The sequence below is a fragment of the Saccharopolyspora endophytica genome (assembly GCF_018070075.1).
Lineage (GTDB): Bacteria > Actinomycetota > Actinomycetes > Mycobacteriales > Pseudonocardiaceae > Saccharopolyspora > Saccharopolyspora endophytica.
This window is the reverse complement of sequence record NZ_JAGPXE010000009.1, coordinates 75,706-91,728: the sequence shown is the minus strand read 5'-3', so window position 1 is coordinate 91,728 and position 16,023 is coordinate 75,706. Positions and strand designations below refer to the sequence as shown.

At 70.6% G+C, this 16,023-nt stretch carries 12 protein-coding genes; 7 read left to right on the top strand and 5 right to left on the bottom strand.

Going from position 1 to position 16,023, the window contains the following annotated elements; translation table 11 throughout:
- Window positions 1-62 precede the first annotated feature (62 nt).
- Window positions 63-1,712 carry an aminotransferase class I/II-fold pyridoxal phosphate-dependent enzyme gene (locus tag KBO27_RS34655; protein ID WP_307870525.1) on the bottom strand — a complete coding sequence of 550 codons (1,650 nt, stop codon included), beginning with the start codon at window positions 1,710-1,712 and terminating at the stop codon, window positions 63-65.
- Window positions 1,713-1,746: 34 nt separating this feature from the next.
- Window positions 1,747-3,150 (bottom strand): Nramp family divalent metal transporter, encoded by a 1,404-nt coding sequence (locus tag KBO27_RS20795; RefSeq protein WP_210971570.1) that lies wholly within the window; start codon window positions 3,148-3,150, stop codon window positions 1,747-1,749.
- Window positions 3,151-3,368: 218 nt separating this feature from the next.
- Between KBO27_RS20795 and KBO27_RS20790 the strand changes: the two genes are divergently transcribed.
- From KBO27_RS20790 to KBO27_RS20780, 3 genes are all read left to right on the top strand, one after another.
- Window positions 3,369-5,729, top strand: coding sequence for a xanthine dehydrogenase family protein molybdopterin-binding subunit (locus tag KBO27_RS20790; RefSeq protein ID WP_210971569.1), 2,361 nt, complete (start codon window positions 3,369-3,371; stop codon window positions 5,727-5,729).
- Between the two features lie 120 nt (window positions 5,730-5,849).
- Window positions 5,850-6,668 carry an alpha/beta fold hydrolase gene (locus tag KBO27_RS20785; RefSeq protein ID WP_210971568.1) on the top strand — a complete coding sequence of 273 codons (819 nt, stop codon included), beginning with the start codon at window positions 5,850-5,852 and terminating at the stop codon, window positions 6,666-6,668.
- Between the two features lie 93 nt (window positions 6,669-6,761).
- A complete protein-coding gene (locus tag KBO27_RS20780; RefSeq protein WP_210971567.1) occupies window positions 6,762-8,093 on the top strand; it encodes an MFS transporter in 1,332 nt (443 codons plus the stop codon).
- A gap of 52 nt (window positions 8,094-8,145) precedes the next feature.
- On the opposite strand, the gene KBO27_RS20775 is transcribed toward KBO27_RS20780, so the two are convergent.
- Both KBO27_RS20775 and KBO27_RS20770 read right to left on the bottom strand, forming a co-directional pair.
- Window positions 8,146-8,640: a DinB family protein gene (locus KBO27_RS20775; RefSeq protein WP_210971566.1), complete on the bottom strand. Its 495-nt coding sequence runs from the start codon at window positions 8,638-8,640 to the stop codon at window positions 8,146-8,148.
- Between the two features lie 65 nt (window positions 8,641-8,705).
- Window positions 8,706-9,179, bottom strand: coding sequence for an NUDIX hydrolase (locus tag KBO27_RS20770; protein WP_307870542.1), 474 nt, complete (start codon window positions 9,177-9,179; stop codon window positions 8,706-8,708).
- A 63-nt stretch (window positions 9,180-9,242) separates the two neighbouring features.
- Here KBO27_RS20770 and KBO27_RS20765 point away from each other — a divergent pair, with 63 nt between their 5' ends.
- A complete protein-coding gene (locus KBO27_RS20765) occupies window positions 9,243-10,268 on the top strand; it encodes a DNA polymerase IV (RefSeq protein ID WP_307870524.1) in 1,026 nt (341 codons plus the stop codon).
- Here KBO27_RS20765 and KBO27_RS20760 read toward each other — a convergent pair.
- Window positions 10,233-10,715 (bottom strand): Lrp/AsnC family transcriptional regulator, encoded by a 483-nt coding sequence (locus tag KBO27_RS20760; protein ID WP_210971563.1) that lies wholly within the window; start codon window positions 10,713-10,715, stop codon window positions 10,233-10,235. The two genes, KBO27_RS20765 and KBO27_RS20760, sit on opposite strands and share 36 nt — an antisense overlap.
- Before the next feature lie 129 nt (window positions 10,716-10,844).
- Here KBO27_RS20760 and KBO27_RS20755 point away from each other — a divergent pair, with 129 nt between their 5' ends.
- From KBO27_RS20755 to KBO27_RS20745, 3 genes are all read left to right on the top strand, one after another.
- Complete coding sequence (locus KBO27_RS20755; RefSeq protein WP_210971562.1) at window positions 10,845-13,136, top strand: transketolase-like TK C-terminal-containing protein; 2,292 nt, start codon at window positions 10,845-10,847, stop codon at window positions 13,134-13,136.
- A gap of 73 nt (window positions 13,137-13,209) precedes the next feature.
- The gene (locus KBO27_RS20750) at window positions 13,210-14,127 is read left to right on the top strand and encodes an acetamidase/formamidase family protein (RefSeq protein WP_210971561.1); all 918 of its coding nucleotides are present in this window, start codon (window positions 13,210-13,212) and stop codon (window positions 14,125-14,127) included.
- A gap of 182 nt (window positions 14,128-14,309) precedes the next feature.
- Window positions 14,310-15,992 carry a TIGR03767 family metallophosphoesterase gene (locus KBO27_RS20745; protein ID WP_210971560.1) on the top strand — a complete coding sequence of 561 codons (1,683 nt, stop codon included), beginning with the start codon at window positions 14,310-14,312 and terminating at the stop codon, window positions 15,990-15,992.
- Window positions 15,993-16,023: the final 31 nt, after the last annotated feature.

Genomic DNA, 16,023 nt, shown 5'->3' with positions numbered 1-16,023 from the left:
GTCCGGACCGAGGTCCGATTCGTCCGGTCAGTGCGGACCGGAACCGCCCGCTGCGGCCGTGATCAGCGGTTCCGCACTGCTTCGGCGAGGTTCAGGACGATGCGTTCGAGGATCGGGCGCGGGGTGGCGAAGTTGAGGCGCGCGTGACCGCGTCCCTCCTCACCGCACGCGGGGCCGTCGGTGAGCACGACGCCCGCGTGCTCGCGGAAGAACTCGCCGGGGTGGTCGCCGAGCTCGAGCGCGCGGAAGTCCAGCCACGCCAGGTAGGTGCCCTCGGGGTGCCGGTAGCCGACCTCCGGCAGGTGCTCGGCCAGCAGCGAGGTGACCGCCCGGCGGTTGCCGTCGAGGTAGTCCAGCACCTCGTCGAGCCACGGCTGCCCCGAGTCGTAGGCGGCGGTGTTGGCGATGAGCCCGAGGTTGGAGGCGCCGTCGGTGGCGTGCGGGCCCAACGCGTCCAGCGCCGCCGCGTCGGCGTCGTTGGAGATGATCAGCTGCGCGCACTTCAGCCCCGGCAGGTTCCACGCCTTGGACGCCGAGGTCGCGGTGATCGTGTGGCCGGCGGCGGTGTCCGACAGCGACGCGTACGGGACGTGCCGGTGACCCCGGTAGACCAGCGGGGCGTGGATCTCGTCGGAGAACACCCGGCCGCCGTTGCGGTCGACGACCTCGCAGATCGCGGTCAGCTCGTCGGGGGTGAACACCCGGCCCAGCGGGTTGTACGGGTTGCACAGGATCAGCAGGTTGCCGCCCGACTTGAACGCGGCGTCCAGCGCGTCGAGGTCGAACGCGAACCCGTCCAGGGCCATCGGAACGGTGATCAGCTCCCGGTCCATCCCGCCGGGGACCTTCAGGAACGGCATGTACGCGGGCGTGGGCAGGATGACCTTGCTGCCGGGGGCGCTGAAGTGCTCGATGGTGATCGTCAGCGCGCGGATCACGTCGGGGATCGCGTGCACTCGATCGGGGGACGGCTGCCAGTCGTGGTGCGCGGCCTGGTACTCGGCGCAGGCCCGGGACATCTCGGCGGCGAGCCGAGGCGGCTGGTAGCCGAAGTTCAGCGAATCGACGCCGGAGTGCAGGGCGTCCAGCACGGCCGGTGCCGTGCCGAAGTCCATCTCCGCGACGAACGCCCCGATCGCGTCGCCGTGCAGCGTCCATTTGAGACCGCCCCGCGCGCGCAGGTCGTCGATGGTCACGGCGTCGAAAGCGTTGCCCAACACTCGTCCTCTCCACAGGTGCTTCTCGAACCAGTGTGAGGCGTAGGGGGCGTCGTTGTAAGCCGGGATTTCGACGTAACCGCGCTTGGCGTACAGCCCACGTGCTTCGACCAGATCGGAGCGGGTGTCCAGCCGGATCGCGTGGTAACCGAGAGCGGTGGCGTGCTCCTCGACCGCGTCGAGCAGCACGCCGCCCAGCCCTCGCGCCCGGAATCCCGGCCGGACGTACATCCGCTTGAGCTCGGCGACGCCGGGCGTGAGCTCGCGGATCCCCGCGCATCCGAGCACGTCCGGTCCGTCGCGGGCGACCAGGAAGACCCCGGCCGGCGGGTGCAACCCGTCGTCGGGGTCCTCGGCGATCGCCTCGTCCACTTCGGCCTCGGTGGCCGGGCGGTCGTAGTAGCGGCTGGCCATCTCGTCGGTGTACTCGCGCAGCAGGGCTCGGACGAGCGGCTCGTCCACCGCCGCCGGAATGACCTTCACATCCGTGGGCACCCGATGATTGTCACCGCCGTGTCCAGCGAATTGGTCAGCCGAACTCGACGCCGAAGACGTTGAGCAGGCTGTAGATGCCCAGCAGCGTGATCGCGATGCTGCTGACCAGCAGGACGAGGTTGAACCAGCGCCCGCCGTGCAGTTCCGGGTCGACCTGGGTCTTGCGCAGGTACCAGGTCGCGATGACCACAGCGGGCAGGAAGATGCCGGTGGCCACGCCGCCGATCTGCACCATCACCACCGGGGAGGAGATCGACAGGTACGTCGCGCCCCACAGGATCGGCAGCACCACGATGAACCCGCGGACCCACTTCTCGCGGGCCACCGGGTTGTTCCAGTCGAGCACGCCGAGCGTGGCCAGCACGTTGGTGTACATCCGCGACCAGCTGGGGATCGAGGCCCACAGGGTGGAACCGAGCACCGCGATCGCGCCGATCAGGAAGCCGATGGCCGCCCACTCGCCGATGACGTCGGTGTACATCTGCGAGAGCGTGGTGATCATCTCGTTGCCCTCGAGCACCAGGCCCTGCGGGTTGAGCACCGCCGCGCCCATGATGAAGAACGCCAGCGTGCCGACCGTGTAGATGATCCAGGAGACGAAGACGTCCTTGTACATCACGCGGATCCAGCCCTGGGCGCGCGCCTTCCACTCGGGGCTGCCGTCGTTGGGGCCGACCCAGCGGGCGTAGCCCTTCTCCACGCACCAGTAGGTGTAGAAGGTGATCTCGTCGGCGCCGACGCCGGTGATGCCGAACATCGCCACCGCGGCCCCGATCGCGCCCGCCGGGATGGTGAAGGTCAGGCCGCTGAGCACGTCGTCGCCGCCGTAGCTGAACGGCGTGAACGGCAGTCCCAGCGCGATGACCACGGTGGCGATCGAGAACACCACGACCAGCGCGAACGCGCCGCGTTCGATGAGGTTGTAGCTGTTGGAGTACAGCAGCGCGATGCTGCCGGCCACGACGATGACCGTCCACACGCCCAGCGAGGTGGCGCTCAGGGGTTCACCGCCGACCGGGATGAGCATGCTCAGGGCCGAGGCGGTGCCGCCGACGATGCCGCCGATCTGCAGGAACTTCGACAGCGCCATGAGGATCCACAGCACGTTGATCCAGCCGATGCGGCCGATCTTGGGCGGTACCTCGTTGAAACCGGTCAGCGCCGGTTTGCCGGTGAGGATGGTCCAGCGGGCGAGTTCGGCCTGCACGGCGACCTTCACGGCGGTGGACAGGATCACCATCCACAGCAGGACGAATCCCACCTTCGCGCCGAGAGCGGTGGTGGCGATGAGTTCGCCGGATCCGACGATCGAGGCGCTGACGATCAGTCCGGGGCCGAGATAGCGCAGGCTCCCGGCCCATCCGGTGGGCGGCTCCTTGATGCCGTCTGCGGTGAGGAGGTAGGGATCGGCGTTGGCGCTCGCGACCTTGGTTCCCATCGGGCACTCCCTTGTGCCTAGAGGTGAGGCAAGAGGCGTCGAATTTTCACGTGTGTGAAAGTTTTTGTGAGGTTGTGAAAAGCTACCCACGCGAACACAGCCGGTCAATCGATGGTGCGAGACGGGGAATTTTCCTTCCGCTTGCTCGGTTGATCACCTGTCGGCGCCGCGGTTTTCGACCGCTGCCGGTGTTCGTCCGGAGGGATAGGGTTTTTCGCATGGTGGGTTCATTGCTGGGGACCGAGGTTCAGCGCGTCGAAGATCCGGATCTGCTGCGCGGCCGGGGCACCTACATCGGCAACCTCGGGGTGGAAGGGCTGCTGCACATCGGTTTCGTGCGCTCCCACCTCGCGCACGCCGAGATCGCCGGGATCGACGTCTCCGCGGCCGCCGAGGCGCCGGGTGTCGTCGGCGCCTACACCGCCGCCGACCTGGACCTCCCGGTACCCGCGCCGTTCGTGGAGGTCAACCCGGAGGTCGTCCGGCCGCCGCTGGCCACCGACCGGGTGCGCTTCGTCGGAGAGCCGGTCGCGGTCATCGTGGGCGAGTCGGCCGCGGCCGTCGCCGACGCGATCGAGCTCGTCGACGTCGACTACCGAGAACTGCCGGTGGTCGCCGACATGGAGCGCGCGCTGGACGACGACGCCGAGCGGCAGTTCCCCGACCTCGGATCGAACATCGCCGCCGGATACCGCGACGCGGCGGGGGACTCGGTGCTCGACGGCGCGGACGTGGTGGTGCGGGCCCGCATCGAGAACCAGCGCGTCGCCGTCGTCCCGCTGGAGGGCAACGCCGTCGCGGTGCAACCGGGCGGGCCCGACGCGGACCACGACATCACCGTGCACGTCTCGACCCAGATGCCGCACGGCGTGCGCAGCGGTCTGGCCAAGGCGTTCGGGTTCGACGACGACCGCGTGCGGGTGATCTCGCCGCACGTCGGCGGCGGCTTCGGCGGCAAGGCCGGGGCGATCTCCGAGCACGTGGTGGCCGTCGGGCTCGCCCTGAAGCTGGGACGCCCGGTCCGCTGGATCGAGGGGCGCTCGGAGAACATGCAGGGAATGCCGCACGGACGCGGCCAGGTGCAGTACGTGGAGCTGGGACTGCGCCGCGACGGCTCGATCGTCGGGATGCGCTGCCGGGTCGTCGGGGACTGCGGCGCCTACGCCGGTTTCGGCGGTTCGCTGGCGCTGGGCCCGACGCGGACCATGGCGCAGGCCGTCTACGACATCCCCAAGATCAGCTACGACGGCATCGCCTCGCTGACCAACACCACGCCCGTCGGTGCCTTCCGCGGGGCCGGGCGCCCCGAGGCCGCGGCGATGATGGAGCGGATCATGGACCTGGCCGCCGCCGAGCTGGACGTGGACCCGGTCGCGTTGCGGCGCAAGAACTTCCTGGTCCCGGAGAGCTTCCCGTACAAGACGCTGACCGGCGCCACCTACGACAGCGGCGAGTACGCGGTGCCGTTCGACGAGGCGCTGCGGCTGGCCGGCTACGACGAGCTGCGCGCCGAGCAGGCTCGCCGCATCGAGGCCGGGGAGCACAGGCTGCTGGGCATCGGGGTCAGCGCCTACGTCGAGATCACCGGTGGTGGTGCCGGCGAGTACGCCGAGGTCGAGGTGCACGCCGAGGGCGCCCGCATCCGGGTCGGCACCTCCGCGCACGGCCAGGGGCACGCGACCGCGTTCGCGATGATCGTCAACGACACGCTCGGCATACCGATGGACGCGATCGAGTTCGTGCAGTCCGACACCGCCGAGGTGCCGCGCGGCGGTGGCACCGGCGGTTCCCGCTCGCTGCAGATCGGCGGCAGCGCGGTGCGCGAGGCGGGCACGGAGGTGCTGCGGCGGGCCAAGGAGATCGCGGCCTCGAAGCTGGAGGCCGACGTGGACGACATCGAGGTCACCGACGGCGGTGCGCTGGGGGTGGCCGGTGTGCCGAGCGCGACCGTGGCCTGGGCCGAGCTGGTCGAGGCCGCGGCGCAGGAGGGCGAGCGGCTGGCGGCCAACGTCGACTTCGCCCCGGGCGGGGCGACGTTCCCGTTCGGCGGGCACGTCTCGGTCGTCGAGGTCGACGTCGAGACCGGGCAGGTCACGCCGCTGCGGCACATCGCCGTCGACGACTGCGGCCGGGTTCTCAACCCGATGCTGGTGCGCGGCCAGCAGCACGGCGGCGCCGCGCAGGGCATCGCCCAGGCGCTGTGGGAGGAGGTCACCTTCGACGCCGACGGCAACCCGGAGACCGCGACCCTGGCCGACTACGCGATCCCCTCGGCGGCGGACCTGCCGTCCTTCGAGGTGTCCAACACCGAGACGCTGACGCCGCTGAACCCGCTGGGCGCCAAGGGGATCGGTGAATCGGCGACGGTCGGCTCCACCCCGGCGGTGCAGAACGCCGTCGTGGACGCCGTCAAGCACCTGGGCGTGCGCCACATCGACATGCCCACCACGCCCGAACGCGTCTGGCAGGCCATCCGCGACGGTGCTGCGGCGACGTGCTGGCAGGAGCCGCCGGCGGCCTTCGGAGCCCTGCCGGTCCGCGGCGACGACACACCGGACGAAGAAGAAGCGGTCGTCTGAGGCGCGGTTTCGGGCTCCGATTCGAATTTCGCGCGAAATTCGAGCGGCGAAGTTCGGGCTCGAATTTCGCGCGAAATTCGAATCGCCCTGGTCAGGGGTGCGATGGGTGCGGAGGTCTGGATGAGTTGGGAACTCGCCGAGGTGTACGAGTCGCCGCACGGGGCGGTGCGGTGGGACAGCTTCGGGGAGGGGGAGACCGTCGTGCTCATGCACGGAACGCCCTTCTCCTCCTTCGTGTGGCGGGACGTCGCCAACGCGCTGAGCGCCCGGTACCGCGTCCACCTGTGGGACATGCCCGGCTACGGCAGCTCGGCGAAGTTCGAGGGGCAGGACGTGTCGCTGGCCGCTCAGCAGGAGGTGTTCACCGGGTGGCTGCGGCACTGCGGGCTCAACGAGCCCTCGGTGATCGCCCACGACTTCGGCGGCGCGGTGTCGCTGCGCAGCGCTCTGCTGGACGGGGTGCGTTACCGGCGGCTGGCGCTGCTGGACGCGGTGAGCGTCCGGCCCTGGGGTTCGGAGTTCTTCCGCCTGGTCAACGCCAACGCCGAGGTCTTCGCCGCGCTGCCGCCGCACCTGCACGAGTCGCTGGTGCGCGGCTACCTGACCACCGCCGCGCACCGCGAGCTGCGGCCCGACGTGCTGGACCGGATGGTGGCGCCGTGGCTCGGCGAGGACGGCCAGCCCGCCTTCTACCGGCAGATCGCCCAGGCCGATGAGCGCTACACCCGGGAGGTCGAGGACCGCTACGGCGACCTGGACTGCCCGGTGCTCGTCGGCTGGGGCGAGAACGACACCTGGCTCCCGGCGGATCGGGCCCGCGAGCTGGCGCGGCGCATCCCGCACGCCCGGCTGGAGTGGATCCCACAGGCCGGACACCTCGTCCAGGAGGACAACCCGGCACGGGTCACTGCGCTGATCATGGAGTTCCTCGCTTCCTGAGCGTCCAGCATGCGGGAACCCCGTCTCGGGACGTGGTCGCCGACGGTTTAGAGTGTCGTTCGTCCGTTCGTGTTAATCAGGAGGTTCGGCGCCATGGCTGTCGGCCACACCTCGCAGGTGCGAGGTTCCGGGGATCCGGGGTCGAAGACCCCACGCAACTCGACCCGACAGGTCGTGCTCGCCAGCCTCGTGGGCACCTCGATCGAGTTCTACGACTTCTACGTCTACGCCACGGCCGCGGTGCTGATCTTCCCGAAGCTGTTCTTCCCCGCGGGTGACGAGACGGCGGCCACGCTGAACTCGCTGGCGACCTTCGGCATCGCCTTCGTCGCCCGGCCGGTGGGCTCGGCGCTGTTCGGCCACTTCGGCGACCGCATCGGCCGCAAGGCGACCCTGGTGGCGTCGCTGCTGACCATGGGCATCTCGACCGTGCTGATCGGCCTGCTGCCCGGTTACGCGCAGATCGGCATCGTGGCGCCGCTGCTGCTGGCGCTGTGCCGGTTCGGGCAGGGCCTGGGCCTGGGCGGCGAGTGGGGTGGCGCGGCGTTGCTGGCCACCGAGAACGCGCCGCCGCGCAAGCGGGCGCTGTTCGGGACGTTCCCCCAGCTGGGCGCGCCGATCGGGTTCTTCTTCGCCAACGGCCTGTTCCTGATCCTCTCCGGCGTCATGTCCGACGCCGCGTTCGCCTCGTGGGGCTGGCGGATCCCGTTCCTGGTCTCGGCGGTGCTGGTGATCGTCGGCCTGTGGGTGCGGCTGAGCCTGAACGAGACGCCGGCGTTCGCGAAGGTGCTGGAGAACAACGAGCGCGCCAAGGTGCCGTTCGTGCAGGTCTTCCGCACCGACTTCAAGGCGCTGGTGCTGGGCACGTTCATCATGCTGGCGACCTACGTGCTGTTCTACCTGATGACGGTGTTCTCGCTGTCCTACGGCACCTCCGACTCGGGTCTGGGCTACGAGCGCTCGACGTTCCTGGTGATGCTGCTGGTCGGCGTGGTGTTCTTCGGCCTGACGGTGCCGGTGGCCGGTCTGCTGGCCGACCGCTACGGCCGGCGTTCCACGCTGGTGGTCACCACCCTCGCGATCATCGTGTTCGGCCTGCTCATGGGCCCGTGGTTCGGCACCCACTCGACCACGGCAACGGTGCTGTTCCTGGTGGTCGGCCTCGGCCTGATGGGCATGACCTTCGGTCCGATGGGCGCGCTGCTGCCCGAGCTGTTCCCGACCGCGGTGCGCTACACCGGTGCCTCGGTGTCCTACAACCTGGCCAGCCTGCTGGGCGCCTCGGTCGCGCCCTACATCGCCACCTGGCTGGCCGGCTCCTACGGGCTGGGCTGGGTCGGCGTCTACCTCGCGGTGGCCGGCGCGGTCACCCTGATCGCGCTGCTGGCCAGCCGCGAGACGCGGGAGAAGTCCCTGGAGGCGTGAGGATCGTGCAGGTCAGGCCCCGTCCGGCGACTCCGGGCGGGGCCTGATCGCGTTATTCGCCGGTGCTGCCGTCGATGGCCTCGCGCAGCAGGTCGGCGTGACCGTTGTGGCGGGCGTACTCCTCGATCATGTGGACCAGCACGAACCGCAGCGAGAAGGCCTCGTCCCACCCGGGCCGGGGGAACGCCGACTCGAGCGATCCCACCGCGGGCTCGATCTCGCGAGCCCGCTCGACCTCGGCCTCCCAGGCGCTGAACGCCTCGGCGGAATCCGCCTCGGCGACGTCGAAGGCGTCCTGGAAATCACCCCACACCCGGGGCAGGTCGGGCTCGCCGTTGACGCACCGCCGGAACCAGGCGCGCTCCACGTCGGCCATGTGCCTGACCAAGCCGAGCAACGTCAGGTCCGACGGTGGTGCGGCCGGCTTCCGCAGCCGGCCATCGTCGAGTCCCGCGCACTTCCTGGCGAGGGTGGCGCGCTGGTAGTCGAGGAAACCGACGAGGGTCTCGCGTTCGCCGCCGATCAGCGGCGGTTCGATCCGGTCCATCGCAGCAGTATCCGGCACGGGCACGCCCGTTTCTCCGAGATTGCCGGAAACCGCCTCGCGACGCGTCACGACTCCCCGGGGGCCTGGAGCTGTTCGACGAGCCGGTCGACGAAAGCGGCCTGGGCGGCGTTGAGCTTCTCGCGGGCGGTGTCGAGATCGCACCACAGGGCGCGGTCGACCTCGGGGAAGGGCTCGCGGCGACCGGACCGGGGCGGCCACTCGATCTCGAAGGTGTTGCTGCGCAACGAGTCCACGTCGAAATCGCCTTCGGCGGCCCAGGCGGTGATGACCTTGCCGCTGCGCATCCGGACCTCGCCGAGCGGCAGCAGTTCGCGGTCGTGCAGCGACATGCCGGTCTCCTCGGTGAACTCGCGCAGGGCCGCGGCCTTCGGGTCCTCGTCGGGCTCGTACTCGCCCTTGGGCAGCGACCAGGCGCCCTCGTCCTTGTTCTTGAAGAACGGACCGCCCGGGTGCACGACCAGCACGCTCGGGCCGTCGAGGCGGTACAGCAGGATTCCGGCGCTTCGCTTGCTCACCACGACAGTCTCGCGCATCGGCGCGGGACCTGGCGCGAGCGGGCGTTTCCGACGATGCTGACCGGCGTGGAACGGGTGGTGCTGCACATCGATCTCGACCAGTTCATCGTCGCCGTGGAACTGCTGCGGCATCCCGAGCTGGTCGGCAAGCCGGTGCTGGTCGGCGGCTCGGGCGATCCGACAGAGCGCGGCGTGGTCGCCGGTGCCTCCTACGAGGCCCGGGCCCAGGGCGTGAAGTCGGGAACGCCGCTGCGCACGGCGGCGTCGCGATGCCCGGAGGCGGTGTTCCTGCCCGCCGACCGCGAGACCTACCTGGCCGCTTCCGCCGACGTGATGACCGCGCTCGGCGAGCTGGGCGGGGTCCTGGAGGTCATCGGCTGGGACGAGGCGTTCATGCTCGTCGACGCCGAGGACGCCGTCGACACCGCCCGCTACGTCCAGCGCTACGTGCGCGAGCGCACCGCGCTGAACTGCTCGATCGGCATCGGCGACAACAAGCTGCGCGCGAAACTGGCCTCGGGCATGGGAAAACCGGCCGGGGTGTTCCGGCTGGACGTGACCAACTGGGTCGAGGTGATGGCCGACAAGCCCACCGACGCGCTGCAAGGGGTGGGTGCCAAGACCGCCAAGAAGCTCGCCGCCCGGGGAATCGCCACCGTGGCCGAGCTGGCCCGCACTCCGATGGCGGACCTGGCGGGCGAGTTCGGCCCCAACATCGGACCGTGGCTGGTGGCGCTCGCGCACGGCTACGACTCCACCCCGGTCAGCGACGAGCCGTTCCGCGCCCGCTCGCACGGCCGCGAGGTCACCTTCCAGCGGGACCTGCGCGAGGTCGAGCCGATGCGCGCCGAGATCACCCGCCTGTCCCACCAGGTCTCCGAGGACCTGGCCGCCGACGACACGCTGGCCCGCCGGGTGGTGGTCAAGGTGCGCGACTCCCGCTTCGCCACCCACACCCACGGCGTCACGCTCGCCGAACCCACCAGGGACTTCGAACCCATCGACGTCGCCGCTCAGCAGGCGCTGGGCCGGTTCCCGCTGGACCGCCCGGTCCGGCTACTGGGCGTTCGGGCGGAGCTTGTCCGCGAGTAGCGGGGTCAGGCGGAAGTCGACGAGGGTGCGCATGGCCAGCGAGAAGCTGGTGCGCTCCACGCCGGGGGTGTCGAGGACGCGCCCCGCGATGCGGTAGAGCTGGTCGGCGTCGGTGGCGACCACGCGCACCAAGAGGTCCGAGTCGCCGGTGAGGCCGAAAACCTCCACCACCTCCGGGATCTCGGCCAGCGCGCCGGCCAGCCGGTCGAGGTGCTGCTGGGTGACCTGGACGGTGATGAACGCGGTCAGCGGGTAGCCGAGCGTCGCCGGGTCGATGCGGCGTTCGAACGAACCGAGTTTCGGTTCCAGCTTCGCCAGCCTCGCCTGAACCGTGTTGCGGGACAGCCCGACTCGATCGGCCAGCGCGACCACGGTCGCCCGCGGTTCCTCGCGCAGGGCCAGCAGGAGCCGGATGTCGATGTCGTCGAGCGGCTCGGCGGTGGGCAATCTGTTCACCTCGTCGGTCGTTCCGGCCCGGCCGGGTGAGCAGATTGCTCGATTCGCCGGTCGGGTCTTGTGCAGTGATTCTTGTCTTGGTGTTCTTCTGAGCGCAATGTGGCAACGCGAGGAGGCGTGATGACGAGCCTGGTACCGGCGCGCACCGAGACGGCGGATCTGCGTGAGGTCGAGCAGCGGGTGCTGTGGCTGGCGACCGCGATGATCGACCACGCCAACAGGGTGCGGCCGAACAACTCCGGGCTCAAGGTCGGCGGGCACCAGGCGTCCTGCGCCTCGATGGTCTCGATCATGACCGCGCTGTACTTCGAGCACCTCACCGCCGCCGACCGCGTGTCGGTCAAGCCGCACGCCTCGCCAGTGCTGCACGCGATCAACTACCTGCTCGGCTCGCTCGACGAGAAGCACCTGACCACGCTGCGCTCCTACGGCGGTGTGCAGAGCTACCCGAGCCGCACCAAGGACCCCGACCCGGCCGACTACTCCACCGGTTCGGTCGGCATCGGCGCCACCGCGCCGATCTGGGGCGCGGTGGCCCGCCGCTACGTCGACACCCACGGCGGAGGGGCGGGCACCGGACGCCAGTACTCCCTGCTCGGCGACGCCGAGCTCGACGAAGGCGCCTGCTGGGAGGCCATCCTCGACCCGACCGTCGCCGACCTGGGCGAGGTCGTCTGGATCGTCGACCTCAACCGGCAGTCGCTGGACCGCGTCGTGCCCAACATCGCCGCGAACCGGCTGCAGGGCATGTTCACCGCCGCGGGCTGGCAGGTCATTACCCTCAAGTACGGGCAGGTGCTGGAGGAGCTGTTCACCCGCCCCGGCGGCGCGGCGCTGCGCGAGCGCATCGACGGCATGAGCAACCCCGAGTACCAGCGCCTGCTGCGCTGCACCCCGCAGCAGCTGCGGGAGCGGATTCCGGCCGGGGACAACGCGAGCGAGCGACTGCTGTCCGATGTGGACGACGAGACGCTGGCGGTGGCCATCCGCAACCTGGGCGGGCACGACCTGGACGCGCTGGACTCGGCGTTCAAGGCCATCGACGACACCCGGCCCACGGTCATCTTCGCCTACACCATCAAGGGCTACGGCCTGGCGACCGAGGGGCACCCGCAGAACCACGGTTCGCTGCTGGGCGAGGAGCAGATGCGGCAGCTGGCCGGGCAGGTCGGCGCCGACCTCGACGACCCGTGGCACCGCTTCGCCGACGACAGCCCGGCTGGGAAGCGCTGCGCGGAAACGGCTTCCCGGCTGCGCCGCCGCGAACGCGCCCGCGTCAAGCCGCCGAAGCTGCCCACCGACATCGGGCGCACGCCGAGCGGGACGACCACGACGCAGGCGGCGCTGGGGCGCACGCTGCTGGACCTGACCCGTGAGTCGCCGGAGGCGGCCGAGCGGATCGTGACGCTGGCCCCCGACGTCAGCTCGACCACCAACCTCGGTGGCTGGCTCAACAAGGTCGGCGTGTGGTCCCCGTCGGAGCGCGTCGACTGGTTCGCCGACGACGCCGAGACCATCCTGCACTGGCGGGAACGACCCGCCGGTCAGCACATCGAGCTGGGCATCGCCGAGACCAACCTGGTCAGCCTGCTCGGCGAGCTCGGCTCGACCTGGAGCCGGTGGGGCCAGCCGCTGCTGCCGATCGGCGTGGTCTACGACTGCTTCCTGGGGCGCGCGCTGGAGCCGTGGTCGTTCGGCGTGTACGGCGGCGGGCAGTCGATCCTGGTCGGCACGCCGTCCGGGGTGAGCCTGGCGCCCGAAGGCGGCGCGCACCAGTCGGTCGGCACGCCCTCGATCGGGCTGGAGCAGCCCGGCGTGACGAGCTACGAGCCCGCCTTCGCCGTCGACACCGAGTGGTGCCTGCTGGAGGCCATGTCGCAGCTCGGCAAGCCCGGTGGATCCTCGTCCTACCTGCGGCTGTCGACGCGTCCGGTGGACCAGTCGCTGGCGTCGGTGCCCGCCGATCCGGCGGCCCGCGAACGCCGCCGCAGGCAGGTCGTCGGAGGCGCCTACGCGCTGCGGCGCGACGCCGACCCGCAGGTGACGCTGGTGGGCATGGGTGCGCTGATGACCGAGGCGCTGGCTGCGGCCGACCGGCTGGCCGAGCAGGGGATCGGCGCCGACGTCGTGTGCGTGACGAGCGCGGGCCTGCTGTTCCGGGCTCATCGGGGCGATGCCGACCGAGGCGTGCTGGACCAGGTCTTCCCGGCCGACCGGGCGCGCCCGATGGTCACCGTCCTGGATGGACACCCGCACGCGCTGGCGTTCCTGGCCGGAGTCAACCGGGTTCCGGCCGTCCACTTGGGCGTCACCGGCTTCGGCCAGTCCGGATCGCTCGAAGACGTCTACCGCCACCACGGTCTCGACACCGGCACCATCATCCGGGCCGCCCTCGACGTGACGCATCGCTGACGTGGGCTCCCCCACTTGGCCAGGAGCGTGCGTCCTGGTTGGGTGATGGGAGTTCCAGGGGGCGGAGGTCGTGGTGGGTTCTTTCGAGGTTCGGGCCGAGGCGGGCAGCGTCGTCGACGTGTTCAGCCGGGACACCGCACCGGTGCTCACCGTGGAGGCCGGGGACGTCGTGACGGTGGAGTCGCTGGACTCCAGCGGATTCCTGCGGCGCCAGGAGGTGCCGGGGGAGCAGCAGCCCACCCTGTTCGCCGAGCGGCGGGGGCATTGCCTGACCGGCCCGATCGCCGTGCGCGGTGCCAAGCCCGGGATGGTGCTGGCGGTGCACTTCGAGGAGCTCACCCCCGCCGGGTGGGGGTGGACGGCGACCGCGGGCAAGGACGACTGGCTGATGCGCCGGCTGCGCGTGGACGACGCCGAGCGGACCTGGTTGCTGTGGGAGCTCGACGGCGAGACCGGCACCGACCAGCACGGGCACACCGTGCGGCTCGCGCCGTTCCTCGGTGTGGTCGGCATGCCGCCGGAGGAACCCGGTGAGCACTCGACGATCCCGCCGCGCCCTGAAGGCGGCGGCAACATCGACTGCCGCGAGCTCGTCGCCGGATCGACCCTGTACCTGCCGGTCACGGTTCCGGACGCGATGCTGCTGCTCGGCGACGGCCACGCCCGGCAGGGCGACGGCGAGGTCGGGGGCACCGCCATCGAGTGCGGCATGACGACCCGGGTGCGGCTGGACCTGGTCGTGGACCGCCCGGTTCCCGGCATCCACGCCGAAACCCCGTCAGGCCTGGTCACGTTCGGTTTCGACACCGACCTCAACGAGGCCACCGCCACCGCGTTGAGCGCGATGGTCGACTGGCTGCAGATCGAGCAGGCCCTCGACCGCGGTGCGGCGCTGGCGCTGGCCAGCGCGACGGTCGACCTGCGCATCACCCAGATCGCGAACCAGACCTGGGGAGTCCACGCCGTGCTGCCGACCGGCGTCCTGGGGTGATGGCCGGGCTGTCGTTCGCCCGGCGGCAAGAGCTGCGCGGGTGGTGCTGACGGCGCGCGCAAGTGACCTCGGCTGAGCCGTTCGAGTGTTGTTTCCCGGGTTTTCACCTGAACTGAGGTGTTCCGCATCCGCCAAACATGAAAGATTTTCTGATCAGTTCCGGCGCGATCAGAGGACTGGGTATGGCGGACTTGAGCAGGCGCGGCTTCATGCTGGCCGCGGGCATCACGGGCATGGCACTGGGCGTCGGCTCCGCTTCCGCGAGCCCCCGACCAGCCCGAACGACCTTGGAGGGGGCCGCGCAACCCGCTTCCGGGGGCGAGGGCTACCGGCGGCTGATCGCCGGACCGGGCTGGCCGCAGGTCGTGCGGACCGAGCTCGCAGTGGCCGACCCGGGCCGGGTCGACCGGCGGGTTCCGATCACCGCGTTCACCCAGTTCACCGACCTGCACGTGACCGACGCGCAGAGCCCGGCCCGCTTCGAGTACCTGCACCCGCTGGCCGGTGGGGCGTTCCGGCCGCAGGAGACGCTGGGCGCGCTGGCCGCCGCGCACCTGGTGCAGCGGGTCAACGCGCTGCGCACCGGCCCGGTCACCGGGGCGCCGATGGACTTCATGATCACCACCGGTGACAGCACCGACAACCACGAGTTCGCCGAGCTCGACTGGTACTTCGCCGTCCTCAACGGAGGGCGGATCGCGCAGAACACCGGCGCCGCCCACTACGAAGGGGTCCAGGACTCCGGCGACCCGCTGTACTGGCACCCCGAAGGCGGTGTCGAGGACCGCTTCCGCGAGGCCGGGTTCCCCGTGCTCCCCGGGCTGCTGACCGACGCGCTCCAGCCCTTCGCCAGCCCCGGTCTGGACATCCCGTGGTACGCCGTGTTCGGCAACCACGACAACAGCGTCATGGGAACCCTGGCCGACCAGGTCATCCCGCGCGTCAACGACTGGTACACCGGCGACCGCAAGATCATCGGGCGCGATGAGCGGGAGGCCGCCGCCGTCGCCGAGATGCTGCACGGCACGCGGGAGGCGTCGGGCCGGATGGTGCTCGACGGCAACACCATCGTGCGCACCGTGACGCCCGACGAGCGGCGGCACCCCTTCACCACCGAGCAGTTCATCGCCGCTCACCTCGACGAGGCCAACACCGGGCCAGGACCGATCGGCCACGGGTTCGACTCCGCGGATCCCAAGCCGTACTACACCTTCCGCATCGCCCCGGGCGTCACCGGGATCGCGATGGACAGCACCAACACCGCCGGTCTGGCGGAGGGCTCGATCGGGTTGACCCAGTACCGGTGGTTGCAGGACGTGCTGACCCGGGGCAGCTCCACCTACTACGACGAGCTCGGCCGCGAGCAGAGCCGGGACGCCACCGACGAGCTGTTCGTGCTGTTCAGCCACCACACCTCGGACACGATGACCGCCCTGTGGCCCGACTTCCGCTCACCCGGCGAGGCCCGCGTGGGCGGGGACGGCGTGGTCCGGCTGCTCCAGCGGTTCCCCAACGTGCTGGCCTGGGTCAACGGCCACACCCACCGCAACACCATCACGCCGCACGCCGCCGACGAGCCCGAACGCGGCTTCTGGGAGATCAACACCGCGTCGCACGTCGACTTCCCGCAGCTGGCCAGGACCATCGAGATCGCCGACAACCGCGACGGCACGTTGTCGCTGTTCACGACCTTGATCGAGGCCGACAGCCCCTACCAGGCCGACTACGACGACCGCTCGCCCGCCGGGCTGGCCGCGCTGTACCGGGAGCTGTCGTTCAACGACCCGCACACCGACCTGAGCCGGCTCGGCTCCTACACCGACCGCAACACCGAACTGCTCGTCCCGGGTCGCCTGCCGGTCTGATCCGGCAGGCGCGTCGCGCCCCGGTCGACGA

Coding starts and splice junctions, on each gene's coding strand:
- KBO27_RS20745 (WP_210971560.1), top strand. CDS start 14,310: ATGGCGGACTTGAGCAGGCGCGGCTTCATGCTGGCCGCGGGCATCACG.
- KBO27_RS20795 (WP_210971570.1), bottom strand. CDS start 3,150: ATGGGAACCAAGGTCGCGAGCGCCAACGCCGATCCCTACCTCCTCACC.
- KBO27_RS20785 (WP_210971568.1), top strand. CDS start 5,850: ATGAGTTGGGAACTCGCCGAGGTGTACGAGTCGCCGCACGGGGCGGTG.
- KBO27_RS20755 (WP_210971562.1), top strand. CDS start 10,845: ATGACGAGCCTGGTACCGGCGCGCACCGAGACGGCGGATCTGCGTGAG.
- KBO27_RS20790 (WP_210971569.1), top strand. CDS start 3,369: ATGGTGGGTTCATTGCTGGGGACCGAGGTTCAGCGCGTCGAAGATCCG.
- KBO27_RS20775 (WP_210971566.1), bottom strand. CDS start 8,640: ATGGACCGGATCGAACCGCCGCTGATCGGCGGCGAACGCGAGACCCTC.
- KBO27_RS20780 (WP_210971567.1), top strand. CDS start 6,762: ATGGCTGTCGGCCACACCTCGCAGGTGCGAGGTTCCGGGGATCCGGGG.